The organism is Nocardioides sp. ChNu-153, from assembly GCF_030466625.1.
In the GTDB taxonomy this organism is placed as follows: Bacteria; Actinomycetota; Actinomycetes; order Propionibacteriales; family Nocardioidaceae; genus Nocardioides.
The window spans coordinates 440,592-459,639 of record NZ_JADEVT010000001.1; the positions used below are offsets into that span (position 1 = coordinate 440,592).

The 19,048-nt window shown below is 75.6% G+C and carries 18 protein-coding genes; 1 reads left to right on the forward strand and 17 read right to left on the reverse strand.

Going from position 1 to position 19,048, the window contains the following annotated elements; translation table 11 throughout:
- Positions 1-28: 28 nt before the first annotated feature.
- From INN71_RS02150 to INN71_RS02200, 11 genes are all read right to left on the reverse strand, one after another.
- Positions 29-1,102, reverse strand: a complete 1,074-nt coding sequence (locus INN71_RS02150; protein ID WP_277501242.1) for an adenosine deaminase family protein — start codon at positions 1,100-1,102, stop codon at positions 29-31.
- The gene (locus tag INN71_RS02155) at positions 1,099-1,968 is read right to left on the reverse strand and encodes an ABC transporter permease (protein ID WP_277501243.1); all 870 of its coding nucleotides are present in this window, start codon (positions 1,966-1,968) and stop codon (positions 1,099-1,101) included. Before INN71_RS02155 ends, INN71_RS02150 begins: the two co-directional genes overlap by 4 nt.
- Positions 1,965-2,750 carry an ABC transporter permease gene (locus INN71_RS02160; RefSeq protein WP_277501244.1) on the reverse strand — a complete coding sequence of 262 codons (786 nt, stop codon included), beginning with the start codon at positions 2,748-2,750 and terminating at the stop codon, positions 1,965-1,967. Before INN71_RS02160 ends, INN71_RS02155 begins: the two co-directional genes overlap by 4 nt.
- Positions 2,751-2,760: 10 nt before the next feature.
- Positions 2,761-3,597 (reverse strand): ABC transporter ATP-binding protein, encoded by an 837-nt coding sequence (locus tag INN71_RS02165; protein ID WP_277501245.1) that lies wholly within the window; start codon positions 3,595-3,597, stop codon positions 2,761-2,763.
- An 85-nt stretch (positions 3,598-3,682) separates the two neighbouring features.
- The gene (locus INN71_RS02170) at positions 3,683-4,762 is read right to left on the reverse strand and encodes an ABC transporter substrate-binding protein (protein WP_277501246.1); all 1,080 of its coding nucleotides are present in this window, start codon (positions 4,760-4,762) and stop codon (positions 3,683-3,685) included.
- Between the two features lie 130 nt (positions 4,763-4,892).
- Entirely contained in the window at positions 4,893-5,411 is a 519-nt protein-coding gene (locus tag INN71_RS02175) for a nucleoside deaminase (protein WP_277501247.1), read from the reverse strand.
- Positions 5,408-8,182 (reverse strand): molybdopterin cofactor-binding domain-containing protein, encoded by a 2,775-nt coding sequence (locus INN71_RS02180; protein ID WP_301799363.1) that lies wholly within the window; start codon positions 8,180-8,182, stop codon positions 5,408-5,410. Before INN71_RS02180 ends, INN71_RS02175 begins: the two co-directional genes overlap by 4 nt.
- On the reverse strand, positions 8,179-9,030 hold the full coding sequence (locus tag INN71_RS02185; RefSeq protein WP_277501638.1) for an FAD binding domain-containing protein: 852 nt from the start codon (positions 9,028-9,030) through the stop codon (positions 8,179-8,181). The genes INN71_RS02180 and INN71_RS02185 overlap by 4 nt, the downstream gene beginning before the upstream one ends.
- Complete coding sequence (locus INN71_RS02190) at positions 9,030-9,854, reverse strand: MurR/RpiR family transcriptional regulator (protein ID WP_277501639.1); 825 nt, start codon at positions 9,852-9,854, stop codon at positions 9,030-9,032. The genes INN71_RS02185 and INN71_RS02190 overlap by 1 nt, the downstream gene beginning before the upstream one ends.
- Entirely contained in the window at positions 9,851-11,167 is a 1,317-nt protein-coding gene (locus tag INN71_RS02195) for an allantoate amidohydrolase (protein ID WP_301799367.1), read from the reverse strand. The genes INN71_RS02190 and INN71_RS02195 overlap by 4 nt, the downstream gene beginning before the upstream one ends.
- On the reverse strand, positions 11,164-12,426 hold the full coding sequence (locus tag INN71_RS02200; protein ID WP_301799369.1) for an alanine--glyoxylate aminotransferase family protein: 1,263 nt from the start codon (positions 12,424-12,426) through the stop codon (positions 11,164-11,166). The genes INN71_RS02195 and INN71_RS02200 overlap by 4 nt, the downstream gene beginning before the upstream one ends.
- A 163-nt stretch (positions 12,427-12,589) precedes the next feature.
- Here INN71_RS02200 and INN71_RS02205 point away from each other — a divergent pair, with 163 nt between their 5' ends.
- Positions 12,590-13,108 (forward strand): thioredoxin family protein, encoded by a 519-nt coding sequence (locus INN71_RS02205; RefSeq protein WP_301799370.1) that lies wholly within the window; start codon positions 12,590-12,592, stop codon positions 13,106-13,108.
- A gap of 4 nt (positions 13,109-13,112) precedes the next feature.
- Here INN71_RS02205 and allB read toward each other — a convergent pair whose 3' ends face one another.
- The 6 genes from allB to INN71_RS02235 form a co-directional block, all read right to left on the reverse strand.
- Positions 13,113-14,447, reverse strand: a complete 1,335-nt coding sequence (gene allB / locus INN71_RS02210) for an allantoinase AllB (protein WP_301799372.1) — start codon at positions 14,445-14,447, stop codon at positions 13,113-13,115.
- Positions 14,447-15,367 (reverse strand): factor-independent urate hydroxylase, encoded by a 921-nt coding sequence (gene pucL / locus INN71_RS02215; RefSeq protein WP_301799373.1) that lies wholly within the window; start codon positions 15,365-15,367, stop codon positions 14,447-14,449. The genes allB and pucL overlap by 1 nt, the downstream gene beginning before the upstream one ends.
- Before the next feature lies 1 nt (position 15,368).
- Positions 15,369-15,710 carry a hydroxyisourate hydrolase gene (gene uraH, locus INN71_RS02220; RefSeq protein WP_301799375.1) on the reverse strand — a complete coding sequence of 114 codons (342 nt, stop codon included), beginning with the start codon at positions 15,708-15,710 and terminating at the stop codon, positions 15,369-15,371.
- Positions 15,707-16,210, reverse strand: a complete 504-nt coding sequence (gene uraD / locus INN71_RS02225) for a 2-oxo-4-hydroxy-4-carboxy-5-ureidoimidazoline decarboxylase (protein WP_277500208.1) — start codon at positions 16,208-16,210, stop codon at positions 15,707-15,709. Before uraD ends, uraH begins: the two co-directional genes overlap by 4 nt.
- Positions 16,211-16,305: 95 nt before the next feature.
- Positions 16,306-17,838, reverse strand: coding sequence for an AtzH-like domain-containing protein (locus INN71_RS02230; RefSeq protein ID WP_301799380.1), 1,533 nt, complete (start codon positions 17,836-17,838; stop codon positions 16,306-16,308).
- 8 nt (positions 17,839-17,846) lie between these two features.
- On the reverse strand, positions 17,847-19,007 hold the full coding sequence (locus tag INN71_RS02235) for an acetamidase/formamidase family protein (RefSeq protein ID WP_301799381.1): 1,161 nt from the start codon (positions 19,005-19,007) through the stop codon (positions 17,847-17,849).
- Positions 19,008-19,048: the final 41 nt, after the last annotated feature.

Consider the following 19,048-nt stretch of genomic DNA (forward strand, 5'->3'; position numbering starts at 1 on the left):
CTCCTGGGGTACGGCGGAGCGGGCGGGGTCAGGCGGGGTCGGGCGGGTCCGCGAGCAGCGGGGCGCAGAGCTCGTCGACGCGCCGGGCGAGGTCGGCCTTGTCGCTCTCGTCGAGCCAGCAGGCCTCGACGGCGTTCCTCGTGAACGCGGCGAGCTCGGGCGCGCCGTACCCCAGCGCGTGGGCGAGCACGCGGAAGTCGTGGGTGGGGTCGGTGCCGAACATGGGCGGGTCGTCGGAGTCGATGGTGACGAGCAGCCCCGCGTCGACCATCTCGCGGATGCGGTGGTGGGTGCCGTCGCCGGAGCCGGAGTACCGCCCGATGTCGGAGCTGACCGGCGTGCAGTTGAACGGCACCCGCTCCTCGACGCAGCGCGCGGTGATCGCCGGGTCGTCGACCACGTGGTAGCCGTGGTCGACCCGGGAGCAGCCGAGCTCGTCGAGCAGGGTGAGGACGTGGGCGGGCGGGCCGGACTCGCTGTGCGCGGTACGACGCAGGCCGTGGCGCCCGGCGAGGCGGTAGGCCTCGACGAAGCGCCCGGGCGGGCCGTTGACCTCGGCGTAGTCGAGGCCGATGCCGAGCACCTCGTCGCGCCGGTCGGCGACGACCTGCTCGACGAGCTCGACGGCGTCCGCCCCGCTGCGCTCGCGGTTGATGCCGATGACCAGGCCGAACGAGATGCCCGTGTCGGTCTGGGCGTCGCGGGCGCCGGCGAGCACGCCGTCGAGGAGGCGGCCGTACGGCACGTCCGGGTGGCCGGGCGGGCTCAGCTGGATCTCGCGGTGCAGCACGTGGTGGTCGGCGCCGCCCTGCGTGAGCGACTCGTAGGTGATGCGGTGCAGGTCGTCGGCGTCGCGCACGAGCGAGCCGACGACGTCGAGGACGCGCAGGAACTCGCCGAGGTCCTCGTAGCTGCCGTGGTCGTAGAGCTCGTCGGCGCTGCGGCCCAGGTCGACGCCGTGCTTGCGGGCGAGGTCGACGACGGTGCCGGGCGCCACGGTGCCGAGGAGGTGGCAGTGCAGGCTGACCTTCGGCAGCGCCGCCACCAGCGCGTCGATCGCCGGGTCGGCGGGGGTCGGGGTGGAGTGGGCGAAGGTGCTCATCGGCCCCGCCCCGCGTCGTCGCCGTAGCGGGCGAGCACGACCGACTCGACGAGCTGGGCGACGAGGTAGAGCACGAGCGACGCCACCGTCACGATGACGACGAGCGACCAGGTCTCGTTGATCCGGCCGTTGCGAGAGGCCGACACGATGGCCGAGCCCATGCCCTGGCCGGTGGCCAGCCACTCCGCCAGCAGGGCGCCGGTGATCGCGCCGGGCACGGAGATGCGGATCGCCGCGAAGAGCGACGGCAGCGCCGCCGGCAGGGCGGCCCGGCGCAGGACGGTGCCCTCGCTCCCGCCGTACACGGTCACCACGTCGCGCAGCTGGGGTGAGACCGAGCGGAGGCCGAACACGACGGTCACGAGCGCGGGGAAGAGGACGACGACGCCGCTGATGAAGGCGACGGTGAGGAACCCGCGCCCGGCCAGCAGGATGATGATGGGCGCCAGTGCGACGAGGGGCACGGAGCGCAGCACCATCGCGACCGGCATGACGGCGCTCTCGACCGCGCGGAAGCGCACGATGAGCAGGGCGAGGACGACCGCGGCGACGAGGCCGACGACGAAGCCGGTGGCCGCGTCCTCCAGCGTCACCAGGAGCAGACCCAGCATGCCGTCGCGGTTCTCAGCCGCGTCGGGGTCCGTCACGAGGTGGGCCCACACGTCGGCGGGGCCCTTGCCGACGAAGTCGTCGACGTCCCACAGCGCGAGCCCGGCGACCCACAGCCCGACGACGACGGCGAGGACGAACGTCATCGTGACCAGGGTGCGGCCCACGGACCGCAGCACGGCGAGGCCCGTGCGGCTGCGCACCGGCTGCTGCTCCGGTCCCGTGTCGGCGTGCGGCGGGGTGAGGGTGGCGCTCATGCCGCGACCCCCTTCGACCACGGGCTGACGACGCGGCCGAGCAGCCCGAACGCGGCGTAGCCCAGGCCGGCGACGAGGGCACACAGCAGCCCGGTGGCCCAGGCCCGCTCGACGTCGAGGTTCTGCTGGGCCGTGACGAGCACGCGGGCGACGCCGGGGCGCAGCCCGCCGGCGTACTCCCCGAGGATCGCGCCCAGGAAGGCGGCGGGAGCGGCGATCTGCAGGGCGTTGAGGATGGACGGGAGGGCGGAGACCAGCTGCACCTTGCGGAGCTGGGCCCACCGGCCGCCGCCGTACACGCTCACGACGTCGAGGCTGGTGCGCTCGGCGGAGCGCAGCCCCAGCACGGTGCCGACCACGGTCGTGAAGAAGACCGACAAGGTGGCGAGGGCGACCGCGGTGCCCGAGGGGGCGCCGTCCTCCGGGATGCCGATGACGATGTAGAGCACCGGCGCGATGGCGACGATGGGGATGCAGTAGCTGATGACGGCCAGCTGCATGATCACGCTCTCCAGCTGGGGCACGAGCAGCACGAACGAGGCCAGGGCGATGGCCGCGACGTTGCCGTAGACGAAGCCGACGAGGGCCTCCTCCACGGTCATCGAGAAGTTGGGACCGTAGTAGGCCCAGCCGTCGTCCAGCACCGAGGCGACGACGCCGCCGGGGGTGGGCACCCGGGCGTCGGCGAGCAGGGTGAGGGCCAGCAGCCACCACAGCAGCACGACCACGACGACGCCGGCGGCACCGACGAGCAGGGAGCGGGCACGTCCGGGAGCGCGCACGGGGCGGCCCTCAGTCCGTGCCGTGCGAGCCGAAGAGCAGCTCGCTGGCCTGGTCGTGGAGGGCGTGGAACTCGGGCGTGCGCATCATCTCGGGCAGGCGGGGCCGCGGCAGGTCGACGTCGATGACGGCCTTCACCCGGCCCGGCCGCGGGCTCATCACCGCGACCTGGTCGGACAGGAAGATGGCCTCGGAGATGCCGTGGGTGACCATGAGCGTGGTCGCCGGCTTCTCGGTCCAGATGCGGAGCAGCTCGACGTTGAGGCGTTGGCGCGTCATGTCGTCGAGCGCTCCGAAGGGCTCGTCGAGCAGCAGCACCGACGGTTTCACCACCAGCGACCGGGCGATCGAGACCCGCTGGCGCATGCCGCCCGAGAGCTGGGCGGGCTTGGCCTTCTCGAACCCGGTGAGGCCCACGAGCTCGACGAGCTCGGCGATGAGGGCCTCGTCGGGCTTCTGGCCGGACACCTCGAACGGCAGCCGGATGTTGGCGACCACCGAGCGCCACGGCAGGAGCGCGGAGTCCTGGAACGCGATCCCCAGCTCGTGGTCGCGGCGCAGCTCCAGCGGGGTGCGGCCCTCCACGAGCGCGGTGCCCGAGGTGGGCTTCTCGAGCCCGGCGAGGATCCGCAGGATGGTCGACTTGCCGCAGCCCGAGGGCCCGAGCAGCGAGAGGAAGCTGCCCTTGTCGGTCGACAGCGTGGCGTCGTCGAGCGCGGTCACGCTGCGCCGGCCCATCCGGAACGTCTTGGTCAGGTTCTCGATCCTGACCCCCGTGCCGGTGGAGGCGGGGGTGCCGGACGGCGTCCGGGGCGGGACGACCGCGGCGGCGGTCGGTGTCGTGCTCACGGGGGACTCCCTCGGGTGCTGCGGGGGCGGGCGGTGCGGACGCGGGCGTGCCGCCGCCCCGCGGGGGGCGGCGGCACGCGCGGGGTCAGGACGTCGGGACCTCGACGCCCTCGGGCAGCTCGGCCAGCTCGGGCTTCTCCTCGAGCAGCTCGGTGAGCAGGGAGAGGTCGAAGACGTCCTCGGCGCTCACGTCGATGTCGGCGGCGGCCAGGGTGGCCAGGTTCTCCTCGATGAGCGCGTCGCTGATGGTGAACAGGCCGTTGCTGACGACGTCGGGGGTGACGATGAGACCGGTCTGGACGCGGGCCTGCTCCAGCTCCTTGTCCATCGACAGGTCGAGGTCGGCGCCGTACTCCTCCACGGCGAGGCGGGCGGCCTCGTCGGGGTCGGCGAGCGCGTCCTGCCAGCCGCGGATCTCGGCCTCGAGGAACGCCTTCACCATCTCGGGGTCCTCCTCGATGGTGCGCTCGTTGGCGATGAGCGACTCGCCCACGAACGGCAGGCCGTTGTCGGCGAAGGGCAGGTTGGTGACCTCGTGGCCGTCCATCTGCACGGTGATGGACTCGTTGGTCAGGTAGGCGAGGAAGCCGTCGACCTCGCCGTCCACGAGCGGGGAGGGGTCGTACTCCACCGGCACCTTGGTGACGTCGGCCGGGTCGATGCCGTTGACCTCGAGCAGGGCGTCGAAGAGCGTCTCGTTGCCGCCGGCCTGCACACCGATGCGCTTGCCCACGAGGTCCTGCGGCGTCGCGATGTTGCCGCCGTCGGCCATCGACAGGATGGTGAACGGGTTCTTCTGGAACTTGGTGCCGACGATCTTGATCGGGGCGTCCTCCTCGGCGACGAGCTGGGCCGTGGCGATCGCGTTGCTGAGGCCGAACTCCGCCTCGCCCGAGGCCACGAGGGTCTCGATGGCGCCGGGGCCGGGGTTCATGGTCACGTCCCCGAAGCCGGCGTCGGCGTAGTGCCCGTTGGTGTCGGCGAAGAACTCGCCGGCGAACTCGGCGTTCTTGACCCACGAGAGCTGCAGGGTGACGTCGCCGAAGTCGCCGTCGGCGGCGTCGGACTCCTCCGAGCCGCCTCCGCAGGCGGACAGGACGAGCGCGGTGGCGCTGGCGACGGCGGCGCAGCGGGCGAACCGTCGGTGGCGCAGGGACAGCTTCATGGTCTCTCCTCGATCAGGGGTGTTGGCGGCACCTGTCGGTGCGGGGCCCCGAGTACGCGAGGAGGCTAGGAAGGGCGGGTAACGCCGCGACGTTGGCGGCGTTTCACCGCTGTTACGTTCGTTTCAGTCCTCAGTAGCGGGTGCGGTCGACCTTGGCGAGCCAGGCGTCGAACGGCGCGGCGGCATCGTCCGGGCGCACCTGCACCACGGGCATGGCCCACTGCTCGCGGGGCGCGGCCAGCAGGTCGTAGAACGCGCGGTCGTCGAAGCCCCCGTGCGCGGCGTCGTCGCGGTCCGCGGCGTACACCACCCGGTCCACCCGCGCCCACAGCGACGCGGCCACGCACATCGGGCACGGCTCGCACGAGCTGAACAGCTCGCAGCCGGCCAGGGAGAAGTCGCCGAGGGCGCGGCATGCGGCGCGGATGGCCTGCACCTCGGCGTGCGCCGTCGGGTCCAGGGTCGGCGTGACGCGGTTCTGGCCGGTCGCGACGACCTCCCCGTCGCGCACGACGACGGCGCCGAAGGGCCCACCGCCGTCGGCGACGTTCTCCACCGCGAGCGCGACGGCGCGGGCCAGCCAGGTGGCGTCGGTGGCCGTCGGGCCGGCTGCGGGCGCTGCGGGGGCTGCGGGGTGGGGTGCGCTCATCGGGGGTCCTCGCTCGGGGTGGTCGGGGTGGCCGGGGTGGCCGGGGTGGCCGGGGTGGCCGGGGTGGCCGGGGGTGCGGCGGGCCGCTGCTGCGCGAGGCGCCACACCCGGTCGCGGCTCATCGGCACCTCGTGGGGGCGGACGCCGAGGGCGTCGCGCACGGCGTTGGCCATCGCGGCGGCGACGGGGTTGTAGGGCGCCTCGCTCATCGACTTCGCGCCGGCCGGGCCGAGGGTGTCGACGGTGTCGGCGAACAGCACGCGGGTGGGCGGCACGTCGGCCATCTGCGGCACCCGGTAGTCGCGGAAGGCGGCGGTGGTGACGGCCCCGTCCCGGGTCATCACCTCCTCGTGCAGCGCGCCGCCGACGGCCTGCGCGACGCCGCCCTCGACCTGCCCGCGCAGCTGTTCGGGGTTGAGCACGACGGCGGCGTCGACGCCCTGCACGGAGTCGAGCACCCGCACCTCGCCGGTGCGCGGGTCGACCGCGACCCGGAAGCCGTGCACGTTGAACGCGACCGAGCGCGGCGATCCGGTGTGGGACGCGCGGGCCGTGACGGGCGACTCCAGCACCCCCGGGCCGCCGACGGCGTCGAGGCGCGCCCGCAGGTCGGCGGCCGCGCGGGCGACGGCGGCGCCCGCGACGACGGAGCCCGTCGAGCCGTAGGCGCCGGTGTCGTAGCCCGACGTCGCCGTGTCGGAGGTGCGCAGCGTCACGCGCCCGACGGGCACGCCGAGGGCGTCGGCGACGAGCTGGGTGTGGACGGTGGCGGTGCCGTTGCCGAACTCCGCGGTGCCCACGTCGACGGTGACCGACCCGTCGGGCGCGACGGTCACCGCCGCCTCGCTGTGGTGCCCGCGCGGGGGGATGGTCGCGATCATGGCCGCGGCGACCCCCTCGCCGAGCAGCCAGCCCTCGCCGGGTACGGCGGCACTCCCGCGGGTCTCGGACAGGGCGGTCTCGACGAGGTCGAGGCACTGGTCGAGCCCGTAGCTGCCGAAGACGAGGTCGGCGTCGGGCGGGCCGTTGACGACGAAGTCGTCGCCCGGCACGACGGCGTTGCGCCGCCGGACCTCGAACGGGCTGATGCCCACCTCGCGGGCCAGCTCGTCCATCGCCGACTCGATGCCGAGCACCACCTGGCCCAGCCCGTAGCCGCGGAAGGCGCCCGACGGCACGTTGTGGGTGTAGACGGCCTCGGCGTCGACCCGCTTGTTCGCGCAGCGGTAGAGCGCGACCGACTCGTGGCAGCCGTGGAACATGACGCCCGGCCCGTGGTTGCCGTAGGCACCGGTGTCGGACAGCACGTCGACGCGCAGCGCGGTGAGCACGCCGTCGGCGTCCGCGCCCAGCTCGACCTCGACGCGCATGGGGTGGCGCAGCGGGACCATCGTGAACTGCTGCTCGCGGGTGAGCTCGAGCTGCACCGGCGCGGTCTCGCCGCGCTCGGCGAGCCGCAGCGCGGCGACGGCGACGAGGTCCTCGACGATCATCTCCTGCTTGCCGCCGAAGCCGCCGCCGACGCGGGCCGCGACGACGCGCACCGTGGCGGGGTCACGGTCGAGGATGCGCGCCAGCTCGTCGCGCACGAGGAACGGCACCTGGGTGCTGGTGCGGACGACGAGGGTGCCGTCGGGCTCGACCCAGGCGCGCGCTCCGTGGGTCTCCAGCGCGGCGTGGGTGACCCGCGCGGTGCGCCACGTGCCGCTCACCCGGTGGGCGGCGGCGGCGAGACCGGCGGCCACGTCGCCCACCTCGCCGTGGCTGCGCGCGACCGTGTTGCGGCCCGGGTCGGCGATGCGGCTCTCCGGCCCCTTGTCGCCGTGGACCAGCGGCGCCCCCGGGGCCCGGGCCTCCTCGGGGTCGAGCACCGCCGGCAGGGGCGCGTAGGTGACCTCCACGAGGCGGGCGGCGGCGGCCGCCGTACGGGGGGAGTCGGCGACGACCGCGACGACGCGCTGGCCAACGAACCGCACCACGTCGTCGAGCACGCGGGTGTCGTCGGGGTCGTCGAGGCGGCTCTGGTGCCGCGCGGTCGAGAAGAGCACGCCGGGGACGTCGCGGTGGGTCAGCACGAGCCGCACCCCCGGCAGCGCCTCGGCGGCCCGCGCGTCGACGGCCACGACGCGCGCGTGGGCGTGGGGGCTCTGCACGAGGGCGACGTGCAGCACGCCGGCCTCGGGCAGGTCGAGGGTGAACGGCTCGCGGCCCGTGACGACGCGGCGCGCGGCCGGGGCGCCGACGGAGCGGCCGAGGGCGGCGGTCGGGGCCGGGCCCGGCCCGCCCGGCGCGCCGTCCGGCTCCTCGACGTTGCACCGCCCGGCGAGGGCGTCGCGGATGGAGCGGTAGCCGGTGCAGCGGCACAGGTTGCCCTTGAACGTCCGCGCCACCTCCTCGGCGCGGGCGGGGTCGTCGGCCCCGGGCACGACGCCGCGCTCGTCGGCGAGGGCGGCCGCGGTCACGACGTACCCCGCCGTGCAGAAGCCGCACTGGAAGCCCGCCGCGCGGGCGAAGTTGCGCTGCACCGGGTGCAGGTCGTCGGGCGCCCCGAGGCCGGCGACGGTGGTGACGGCGCGGCCCTCGGCCCGGTGCAGCGGGAGCACGCAGGAGTGGGTGGCCGCACCGTCGACGAGCACGGTGCACGCGCCGCAGTCGCCCGCGTCGCAGCCCTTCTTCACCTCGAGGTGGCCGGTCTCGCGCAGGAACGTGCGCAGGCACTGGCCGGGGTGGGCGCCGGACGCGTCGACCGCGGTGCCGTTGACCTCGATCACGCGGCCACCTCCTCGCTGCTGGTGGTGACGGCCAGCTCGGCCAGCACCTCCGCGGCGAGGACGGGGGTGATCCCGGCCCGCCAGTCCGCGGGGCCGTGAGGGTCGTCGTACCAGGTCGTGACCCCGGCGAGCGCGTCGGTGACCTCGGCCGCGCCGGGCAGGGCGGGGAAGCGGAGGCGCAGGGGACGGGTGGTCGCGGCGGTGACCACCAGCGTGCAGGCGCCGTCGGCGTCGAGGCGGCCGACGACGAGCGCGGAGGAGCGGCCGACGGGGGTGAGGGCGAGCTGGCGGGAGGCGTAGCGAGCGGTGAGGGCCGCGGCGGGCACGTCGACGCCCCGCAGCAGCTCGTCGCCGGCGCGGTCGGTGCGGCCGGGGCCGGTGACGAGGTCGACGACGGGTACGGCGCGCGCCCCCCGGTCCGGCGACCACAGGTCGGCGACGCCGTCGAGGGCCGCGGTCAGCGTGATCATCGCGCCCGCGGGGAGGCCGAGGCAGAGGTTGCCGCCGACGGTGGCGACGCTCCAGACCTTCGACGACATGAGGAAGGCGTCCGCGCAGCGGCGCACGAGGGCGGCGGCGCTCGCGGTGGCCGGGTCGGCGGCGGGCCACGTCGCCGCGGCGGCGACGAGCTCGGCGACCGTGCAGGTGCCGGCGATCCGCAGCGCCCCGTCGTCGTCGCGGGCCGTCGGCGCCCAGCCCATGCCGGTCAGGTCGACGAGGCCGGTGAGGTGGGGCTGCGGGGTGGAGTAGAGCCACGACCCGCCCCCCAGCCACGCCTCACCGGGGCGGAGCACGAGGTCGTCGGTGGTGCGGGCGACGCGCACGCCCGTCAGCTCGGCGAGGTCCATCACTCGATCTCCCTCAGGCGCAGGTAGGCGTTGCTGATCGTGGTGACGCGCTCCCGCCCGGCGGCGCCGCGCGCGGCGAGGACGCCGTCGGCCAGCACGGCGGCCATGCTCATCGCGGCCGCGTAGGAGTCGAAGGCGAGCTCGGTGGCGATGGGGCACCCCAGCCAGGTGCCGCGCGGCCCGAGGTGGCGGCGGTGGTCGGCGGCGGTCGGGTCGGCGAGCAGCACGACGTCGGCGCCGGTCGCGACCGCGTCGGCGAGGAAGGCGCTGAACCCCACGGGACGGCGGCGGAACCCGACGAGGAGCACCGCGTCCCCGGCGTCCACGTCGGCCAGCTCCTCGCCCATGACCTGGCCGGGCAGGGGCGCGAGGCGCACGTCGGGACGGGCCTGGGCGAGCTGCTGGCGCAGGTGGAGCGCGACCGCGTGGCTGCCGCGCCACCCGACGACGTGCACGCGCCGGGCCGAGGCGAGGGCCGCGACGGCCGGTACGACGCCGGGCTGGCCGACGACGGTCGCGATCGTCGCCGCCTCGGCCCGGGCGTGCGCCGGCAGGCTCGCGGGTGCGCTGAGCTGGCGCGGCTCGCCCGCCACGCGCTGGGCCCGGAGGTGGTCGCGGACCTCGTCGAAGTCGGCGTACCCCAGGCTGCGGAACAGCCGGCTCATCGTGGCCTTCGAGACGCCGGCCAGGTCGGCGAGCTCGGCGGCGCGGTAGGTCGCGAGGTCGTCGAGGTGCTGCAGCAGTGTGTCGGCGGCGCGGCGCTCCTGCGGCGACAGGGTGGCGCGGTGCGTGGCGATGCGCTCGTCGATCCGCACCGTCGTCACCGCACCGGTCCCGTCGCAGGGGCGGGCACGGCGGCGGTGCCACCGGCCTCGTACGCCGCGGCCGCGGCGAGCACCGCGGCCTCGAGCGCGTCGGCGGCGCGGGCCACGTCGACCTCGCGGACGTCCTCGCCCGGGTGGTGGCTGATGCCGTCGTGGCAGCGCACGAACAGCATGCCGATGTCGGCGACGGCGACGACCGCCATGGCGTCGTGGCCCGCGCGGCTCCACAGGGCCATCGGGTCGGCGTCACCGGTCGCGCGGATGCCGTCGACGACGGCCTGCTGGAGCCACCCGGCGCACGGGGCGGCGGGCGCGCGGTGGGTCTCGCTCACCTCCAGCGTCAGGCCGCGCGCCGTGCAGGCGGCGGCGATGGCGGCGTGCAGCACCTCCCACGCGTGGTCGCGGTCGGCGTCGCGCGGCGCCCGCAGGTCGAGGCTGAGGTCGGCGCGGCCGGGGATGACGTTGACGGCGCCCGGCTGCACCTCGATCTGCCCGACGGTGGCGATGACGCCGAGCTCGCGGGCGAGGCGCTCGACCGCGGTGACGGCCTCGCTGGCGCCCACGAGGGCGTCGCGCCGCCGCTCGTACGGCGTGCCCCCCGCGTGGCGGGCCTCGCCGTGGACGGTCAGGGCGAAGCGCCGGGCGCCGGCGATGGTGGTGACGACCCCGAGCGAGGCGTCGGCGGCCTCGAGGTAGGGCCCCTGCTCGATGTGGGCCTCGAGGTAGCCGACGAGGCTGCCGGGTGTCCGGGCGGCCTCGTGGTTGCGCGCGGGGTCGAGCCCGAAGGCGCGGTAGGCCTGCGCGAGCGTGGTGCCGTCGCGGTCGGCGAGGTCCCACCAGGCGTCGTCCCACGTGCCGGCGAGGGCCTGGCTGCCGAGCAGGGCCGTGCCGAAGCGGGCGCCCTCCTCGTCGGAGAACGCGACCAGCTCGAGCGCGAAGGGGAGGTCCGCGACCCGGTCGCCGAGGCGCTGGGCGACGGCCACCGCCAGCACGACGCCGAGCATGCCGTCGAAGCTGCCGGCGTCCGGCACCGTGTCGAGGTGGGAGCCGAGGAGCAGCGCCGGGAGACCGGGCTCGCGGCCCTCACGCCGGCCGCAGAGGTTGCCCGCCGCGTCCTGCCACGTCGTCAGGCCGGCCTCCGTCATCCAGGTGCGCACCAGCGCGTTGGCCGCCGCGTGCTCGGGCGTCAGGTGGAGGCGCTCGAGCCGGTCGGGCGCGGCGGAGAACGCGTCGAGCTCGGCGCAGCGGGCGAGCACGCCGGCGGCGGTGGTGGAATCGGTCGTGGGGTCGGTGGTGGGGCCGGTGGTGGTCATGCTGCGGCCCCGGCGGTCGCGGCGGCTCCGTCGTACACCTCGCGGGCCGCGGCGACCCCGCCGCCGCCCGTCAGCGGCACGCCGTACCCGCGCAGGACCTGCTCGAGGGCGGCGAGGGTGGTGAGCACGGCGTCGCGGCGGGCGTTGTAGCCCATCGTGCCGATGCGCCAGACCCTGCCGTGGAGGGGGCCGAAGGAGGTGCCGATCTCGATGCCGAAGTCGGTGAGCATCGCCGCGCGGGCCGCGTCGCCGGGCACACCGTCGGGGATGTGGACGGCGACGACGTTGTGCATCTTGTGGGCGACGTCGCCGAAGACGGCGAGGCCGAGGCCCGTCACGCCCGCCAGCATGGCGTCGCCGTGGAGGCGGTGGCGCTCGACGGCCGCGTCGACGCCCTCCTCGACGAGGATGCGGGCGCACTCGCGGGCGCCGTAGAGCATCGTCGTGGCCTCGGTGTGGTGGTTGAGGCGGCGGGGGCCCCAGTAGTCCATGATCTGTGCCAGGTCGAGGTAGTTGGACGCGATGCGGGTGCCCGCCTCGCGCGCCACGTCGGCCTCCTCGCGGATGCCGGCCTCGACGTGGCGGCGCCCGTCGACGACCGCGACGGCGCGCGGCGAGAGCGTGATCGGGGCGCTGCCCGAGGGCCCGCCGAGGCACTTCTGCAGCCCGGCCGACGCGACGTCGACGCCCCAGTCGTCGGTGGCGAAGGCGTTGCCGCCGAGGGTGGCCGTGGCGTCGACGTAGAGGAGCGCGTCGTGGCGCCGGCAGATCTCGCCGAGGTGGGCGAGCGGCTGGGCCATCGTCGTCGCGGTGTCGCCGTGGACGACGGCGACGAGCTTCGGGCGGACGGCGCGGACGGCGTCCTCGACCTGCTCGGGGGCGAACACCGTGCCCCAGTCGGTCGCGAGCGTGTGGACCTCGGCGCCGCAGCGCTCGGCGATCTCCACGAGGAGGTGCCCGAAGCGACCGAACACCGGAACGAGCACCCGGTCGCCGGGCTCCAGCAGGCTGACCAGCGCCGCCTCGATGCCGGCCCGCGAGGTGCCGTCGACGAGCAGCGTCTGCTCGTTCGTCGTGCGGAACACCTCGCGGTAGAGCGCCATGGTCTCGTTCATGTAGCCGGTCATCGCCGGGTCGTACTGGCCCACGAGCGGCGCCCCCATCGCCCGCAGCACGCGGGGGTCGGCACTGATCGGGCCGGGGCCCATCAGCAGGCGCGCGGGTGGGTGGACCGGGGCGACCGGTGGGGCGACGGGCATGGCGAGGACGCTATGAAACGGTCGTTTCCCGGGTGTTTCGGCGCGCGAACGGGTTGTTTCGGGGCGGCGGGAGTGCGCAGGTTCAGTCGGGTGGGGCCTCGGCGACCGGACCTGCGCACTCGGGCGGCGGAATGGGGGGCGCCGCGGAGGCGTTGGCCCGTCCGTGACCGGTCTGTGGATCCTGCTCGCCGCCGTCGTGCTCGCCGGCGGCCTCGGCCTGTGGCGCCTGCGCACCGACGGCGCCTTCCGGGGTGCGCGGCGCGGCGCCGCTCCTGACGCCGCTGCCGGTACGCCGGAGCCCGCCGCGGCTGCCCCCGCGGCCGGAACCGCGGCGCCGGACACCGAGCCGGTCGAGGCGGCCGAGCCCGGCGCGTGGGCGCGGGCGGCGGCTGCCGGCGTACCGGGGGAGCCCGGCGAGCGCGCCACGCTGCTGCAGTTCTCCTCCGCCTTCTGCGCCCCGTGCCGGGCCACGCGGCGCGTGCTCGGCGAGGTCGCCGCGGTGGTGCCGGGCGTGGCCCACGTCGAGGTCGACGCGGAGCACCACCTGCAGCTGGTGCGGGACCTGGACGTCCGTCGTACCCCGACGACCCTCGTGCTCGACGCCGCCGGTCGCGAGGTCACCCGCGCCGCGGGCGCGCCGACCAAGCAGCAGGTGCTGGCCGGCCTCGAGGCCGCGCTGTAGGGACCTAGCGCACCCGCTCCAGCATCCGCCCCCAGGTGTGGTCGGGGCGGTCGACGTCGACGGCGTTGCCGCGCACGACGGTGCGGACGACGCGGCCGCCGTACCGGATGCCGTCGTACGCCGAGATGGGGTTGCGGTGGGCCAGCTGCGCGGCCTCGACGCGGAAGTCGACGCCGGTGTCGTAGACGGCGAGGTCGGCGTCGGCGCCCACGGCGATGCGGCCCTTGTGGCCGAAGCCGACGAGGTCGGCGGTGTGGCGCGACATCCACCGGCTGACCTCGGCGAGCCCGATGCCGCGCCGGCGGGCCTCGGCGGCCATCACCGCGAGCCCGACCTGCAGCCCCGACACCCCGCCCCACGCCTGCTGGAGGTCGCCGTCGCCGCGGCCCTTCTCCTCCGCGGTGGCGGGGGAGTGGTCGGAGACGACGCAGTCGATGATCCCGGCGCGCAGCGCGGCCCACAGCTCCTCGCGGTTGCCGGCGTCGCGGATCGGGGGGCAGCACTTGAACTGCGCCGCCCCGTGCGGCACCCGCTCGGCGTCGAAGACCAGGTAGTGCGGGCACGTCTCGACGGTCAGCCGCAGCCCCTCGGCGCGGGCGTCGGCGATCATCCCCAGCGCCCGCGCGCTCGACAGGTGCAGCACGTGCACCCGGGCGCCGGTCTCGCGGGCGCCGTCGATCACCTGCCGGATCGCCGCGGTCTCCGCCTCGTGGGGCCGCGAACGCACGAACGCGCGGTAGGAGCCGCCCGCCTCCTGCGGCGCCGCGGCCAGCACACCTGCGTCTTCCGCGTGCACGATCATCAACCCGTCGAAGCGGGCCACCTCCCGCAGCGCGAGCAGGAACTGGGCGGGGTCCAGCGGCGGGAACTCGTCGACGCCGCTCGGCGCGAGGAAGCACTTGAACCCCAGCACCCCGGCGTCCCACAGCGGCTCGAGGTCGCCGACGTTGCCGGGCACCGCGCCGCCCCAGAACCCCACGTCGACCATGAGCTGGTCGCGCGCGACGGCCCGCTTGACGCGCAAGTGCTCCACCGTCGTGGTCGGCGGCAGGGAGTTCAGGGGCATGTCGACGAGCGTCGTCGCGCCGCCGAGCGCCGCGGCCCGCGTCGCGGACGCGAAGCCCTCCCACTCGGTGCGTCCCGGCTCGTTGACGTGCACGTGGGTGTCGACGACCCCGGGTACGACGTACGCCGTGTCGGCGGCCTGCACGACCACGCCCTCCGCCTCGTGCTCGTAGGCCTCGACGGCGGCGATCCGTCCCCGCTGGACGACGACGGTGGCGGGCACGAAGGCGTCCCCGACGAGCACCCGCCGGCCGCGGACGGCGTCGACCCGCATCAGGCGAACGCGGGCACGGTGGCCCACGCCTGCGGCACCTCGGCCTGCCCCTCCCGGGTGATGGTGGCCTGGATGAGCCCGTACGGGCGGTCGGCCGCGTAGAACACCTCGCCCGGGTTGTCGAGGCCGAACGGCTCGAGGTCGACGAGGAAGTGATGCTTGTTCGGGCACGACAGGCGCACCTCGGCCACCACGCCGTACCGCTCCAGCACCCGGCGTCCCATGGCGAAGAGGGTCTGCTGCAGGGCCAACGAGTGGAGGTCGGCGAACGCGGCGAGCAGCTCCGCGCGGATGCCGTCGTGGAGGGCGTCGAAGTCGAGCTCCTCGAGCTCGGCCTGGGTCTGCGGGGCGTAGCGCCACCACGCGGTCACCGACGTGGCCATGACGCGGTCGTCGACCTCCGCGAGCGTCGTGTAGCGGTCGCGGGGGAACCCGTGGAACTCCGAGCCCGTCGACTTCAGCACCACGCAGTCCTTGAGCCCCGACACGATCCAGGTGGCGTCGCCGTCCTTCTGCACGACCGTGGTGCGGGTCTCCTGCCCGCGCCGCACGAACGAGTGGTCGTGCGGCGCGCCGTCGACGCTGATGCGGTCCCAGGTGGACGTCTCGGCCTCCCAGCGCCCGCCGCTCACCCAGTCGAACCCCTCGACGAAGTGCGCGCCGTACGTCATGAGGAAGTGCTCGGGCGTGCGCACGCCGTGCTCGCGGGCGAAGGCGTAGAGCGTGTTCTTCTGCGTGTCCGTGGCGACCACCTGGCTGTTGTCGCCGTCGGTGTGGCAGGCGGTGAAGTCGCCGCGCAGCTGGGCGGTCACGGTGAGGTCGGTGATGCGGTGGACCGGGCTGTCACGGTCGACGCGCACGAGGCGGCACTCCGCCTTGCCGTACTGGTTGGCCCCCAGGACGATGTCGCCGATCGCCATCTCAGCTCCCCTTGTAGGTGGTGTAGGAGTACGGGCTCAGCAGCAGAGCGACGTGCACGTGCGGTCCCGCGAGGGCCACGGTCAGCTCGACGCGCGGGAAGAAGGTGGCGCGCCCGGCGGCCGTGAACCACGGGCCGGTCGCGAACCGCAGCTGGTACGTCGCGGGGTCGAGCTCGGCGCCCGCGCCCGCCCGCTCCAGGGGCTCGTCCCAGCGCACCCGCCCGTCGCCGTCGGTGGTGGCGTGGGCCAGCGCGACGCCGTCGGCGTCGGCCAGGGTCACCTTGAGCCCGGCCGCCGGCACGCCGCGGGCGGCGTCGAGCACGTGGGTGGAGCAGGTGGTCACGAGAGGATCCCGTCGAGTCGGAGGAGCGCGATCTGGGTCAGCTGCTCGGCGACCTCGGCGGCCTCGGCGGCCGGCTCGTTGTCGAGCCGGCGCACGAGCTCGTCGAGGATCTCCTTGCGCGTGCGGCCCGCGGCACGGATGAGGAAGACGCGGTCGAAGCGGGCCTCGTACGCCGCGTTCCCGGCCGCGACGGCCTCCTCGAGGCCGGGGTCGCGGGGGCCGGGGTCGACGATCGCGGCCTGCTCGCGGCGGCTGTGGGCGGCCTCGGCGCCCTCCCCGGCGGGGCGCTCGCCGATCCGGGGGTGGTGGGCGAGGGCGGCGTCGACGTCGGCGGTGCTCCACCGGGCCGCGTCGCGCTCGGCGCGGGCGAGCAGGGCGTCGCGGTCGTCGTACGGACGCGCGGCGACGAGCCCGTCGACCCACCAGCCGACGTCGGCGGCCGGGCGCAGCACCTCCCGCGCCGCGTCGGCCGGCAGGCCGTTGAAGTCCTCGATCCGCACGCCCCTGGCTCCCTTCCCCGCGGTCGGCGACCAACCTAGGGACGCCGTGTTTCACGGACCGGCGCGCGCGTTTCGCCGTGGTAACGAACGTTTCGTCAGGCGCCGGCGCGGCTGCGGGCGAGGTCGGCGGCGAGCGCGAGGAGGTCGCGGTCGCGGCCCGGGGCGGCGACGAGGCAGACCCCGCAGGGCAGTCCCTCGGCGGTGCGCAGCGGCACGTTGACCGCCGGGAGGCCGCCGATCCCGGCGATGGAGGTGAGCGCGAGCAGGGTGTCGCGCAGCTGCTGGTCGGCCGTGCCGGGGTACGGCGCCACCGTCGGCGTCGAGGGCAGGAGGAGCACCCGGTCGCCGATGCGGTGGCGGATCTCGAGCCGGATGCCGGTCAGGGCGTCGGCGGCGGCCGCGACCTCGGCGGGGTCGAGGCGGGCGGCGGCCTCGAAGCGCTCCCGCACCGGCGCGCTCAGGGTCGAGAGCCGGGAGGCGACCCAGCCCGCGTGCTGGCGCCACGCCTCGGCGGACTGCACGAGCACGAACGTGCGCCGCCAGGCGGCCAGCTCGTGGGCACCGAACGGCTCGCGGAAGACGGTGCCCCACGACCGGGTGACCGCCTCGACCGAGGCGCGCACGTCGGGCGCGGCCAGCGCCAGCAGGTCGGTGGCGAGCACGAGGTCGCTCACGGCCGGGGGCGGGGCCGGGGGGAGTAGCACGTCGCCGACGCGGGCGAGGAGGCCGGCGTCGCGGGTCATCCACCCGACGGTGTCGAAGGTCGGCGCGAGGGCGAGCAGCCCGTCGCGCGGCACGGCGTTGCGGGAGGTCCGGATGCCCCACAACCCCTGCCACGAGGCGGGCACGCGGATCGACCCGCCGGTGTCGGTGCCGAGCCCGATGCTCACCTGGCCGAGGCTCGTGGCGGTGGCGGAGCCCGACGACGACCCGCCGGGGATCCGGCGCGGCGCGTGCGGGTTGGGCGGCGTGCCGTGGTGCTCGTTGGTGCCGAACAGGCTCCACGCGAACTCGTCGGTGCGCGCGATGCCGGTGACGTCCGCGCCCGCGTCGAGCAGGCGCTGCACGGCCCGGGCGGTGCGGGGCGCGGGCGGGGCGGCGGCGAGGTACGCCGGACTGCCCGCTCCCACCTTCTGGCCCGCGATGGCGTAGACGTCCTTGACGGCGACCGTCTCCCCGGCCAGCTGGCCCTCGTCGCGGCCGGTGACGAGCGGGTCGCCCACGACGCGCCAGATCCGGGTGTCGAGGGCGGGCGGGGTGGTCGCGACGTGGGCAGCCGTGACGACCCAGCCCTGCTCGCGGCGCTGCCACAGCTGGGTCTGCACGCCGCGGCCGCCGCGGGCCAGCTCGGTGGTGGCCATCACGAGCGCGTTGACGTCGTCCACCACCTGGACGCGGACGTCGACGACGGTACGGCGGGGCGCGCCGCCCCGGCCGCCGCGGAACGCGCTGATCTGCTCGTGGCCGACGAGGACGCCGGCGGCGTCGGCGCGCAGGGTGTCGGGACCGGGGGCGAAGAGCGCGTCCAGCGTCGCCAGGTCGTCGGCCATCAGCGCCCGCTCGTAGGACCAGAAGGCCTCGACCAGACCGGGGGGCAGGTCGTCGGGGGCGCTCGCCGTACCGCTCATGCGCGGCATCATCGCGTGCGGGGGCCGGTCGGCGGCGGTAGGTGGGCGAAGTCGGCGGTGCGGATCCGCGCGTGGACGCCCTTGACGACGTCGACCACCTGGGAGATGTCGAAGTCGGTGGCGGCCGAGAGGTAGGCGTAGGCCATCGCCGGCTCCATCCCGTAGCGGGCGCCGAGCAGGGCGATGGCGGCGCGCACGCAGTTCTGGGTCGCGACGTCGAGGTCGGGGTCGAGGCCGGTGGGCACGAGGTGGTCGGAGGTGGCGGCGAGCGGGCCGGCCAGGTCGCCGAAGGCGGCCACCGCGTCCTCGTGCGCGACGACGTCGAGGCGGACGGTCGCGCGGAGGCTGGCCTCCATCGCCGTGAGCGCGACCTCGCCGTCGCCCTGCGCGAAGTGGGGGTCGCCGAGGTAGGCCAGCGCCCCGGCGACCTGCACCGGGAGGTAGAGCGTCGACCCGACGGTCAGCAGGTTGATGTCGAGGTTGCCCCCGTGGGCGCCGGGCGGCACCGAGTGGGGCCGGGCCTCGTCCGCGACCGCCACGCCCATGATCCCGAGGAAGGGCGCGAGCGGGAACCGGGCGCGCGGCGCCTGCGGGTCGCCGTACCCCGCGTGGGTGAGGGGCAGCTCCCCGTACGACGCCCGCTCCCCGCCGGCGCCCGTGTGCTCGGCCATGGCTGCGAAAGCGGAGAAGACGGGGAGGTCGTCGAGGGGGTACTCGCCGGGCAGCGTGCCGCGGCCGTGCCGGTTGGAGACGACGCCGTAGGGGACCCGCGGCAGGGTCTCGAGGACGGTGATCGCGAGCAGGTCCCCGGGGCGCGCGCCGGTGACCGCGATCGGCCCGGTGACCACGTGCGGGCCTTCGGTGCCGGGGTCGTGCGGGTGGTCGGAGGCGGCGAGGTCGACGGCGTCGGCGAGCACTCCGTCGCCCTCGACCCCGTGGCGGGCGAAGAAGGCGCGCGGGTCGCGGCCCTGGTCCTCCAGCACGCCCTCGTGGCTGAGGGTGTCGACGGTGACCTCGGTGCCGGGGTCGACCGTGAGCACCGGCCGGTCGCGCGCGCAGGGCAGGCGCCCCCACAGGAGGTTCTCGCGGGCCGACGGGAGGTAGGTCGCCGAGCGGATCGGCCCCACCCCGGCGTCGAGCGGCCGGTCGGGCACGGGGAGGAGGGTCACGCGCCGCACGCTAGGAAACCGATGTTTCGGGGGTGTTCCGG

What these genes read in the sequence shown, in the direction of transcription:
- INN71_RS02150 (WP_277501242.1), bottom strand. Translation starts at nt 1,102, where the DNA reads ATGAGCACCTTCGCCCACTCCACCCCGACCCCCGCCGACCCGGCGATC.
- INN71_RS02155 (WP_277501243.1), bottom strand. Translation starts at nt 1,968, where the DNA reads ATGAGCGCCACCCTCACCCCGCCGCACGCCGACACGGGACCGGAGCAG.
- INN71_RS02170 (WP_277501246.1), bottom strand. Translation starts at nt 4,762, where the DNA reads ATGAAGCTGTCCCTGCGCCACCGACGGTTCGCCCGCTGCGCCGCCGTC.
- INN71_RS02175 (WP_277501247.1), bottom strand. Translation starts at nt 5,411, where the DNA reads ATGAGCGCACCCCACCCCGCAGCCCCCGCAGCGCCCGCAGCCGGCCCG.
- INN71_RS02185 (WP_277501638.1), bottom strand. Translation starts at nt 9,030, where the DNA reads ATGGACCTCGCCGAGCTGACGGGCGTGCGCGTCGCCCGCACCACCGAC.
- INN71_RS02195 (WP_301799367.1), bottom strand. Translation starts at nt 11,167, where the DNA reads ATGACCACCACCGGCCCCACCACCGACCCCACGACCGATTCCACCACC.
- INN71_RS02200 (WP_301799369.1), bottom strand. Translation starts at nt 12,426, where the DNA reads ATGCCCGTCGCCCCACCGGTCGCCCCGGTCCACCCACCCGCGCGCCTG.
- allB (WP_301799372.1), bottom strand. Translation starts at nt 14,447, where the DNA reads ATGCGGGTCGACGCCGTCCGCGGCCGGCGGGTGCTCGTCGGGGACGCC.
- pucL (WP_301799373.1), bottom strand. Translation starts at nt 15,367, where the DNA reads ATGGCGATCGGCGACATCGTCCTGGGGGCCAACCAGTACGGCAAGGCG.
- INN71_RS02230 (WP_301799380.1), bottom strand. Translation starts at nt 17,838, where the DNA reads ATGAGCGGTACGGCGAGCGCCCCCGACGACCTGCCCCCCGGTCTGGTC.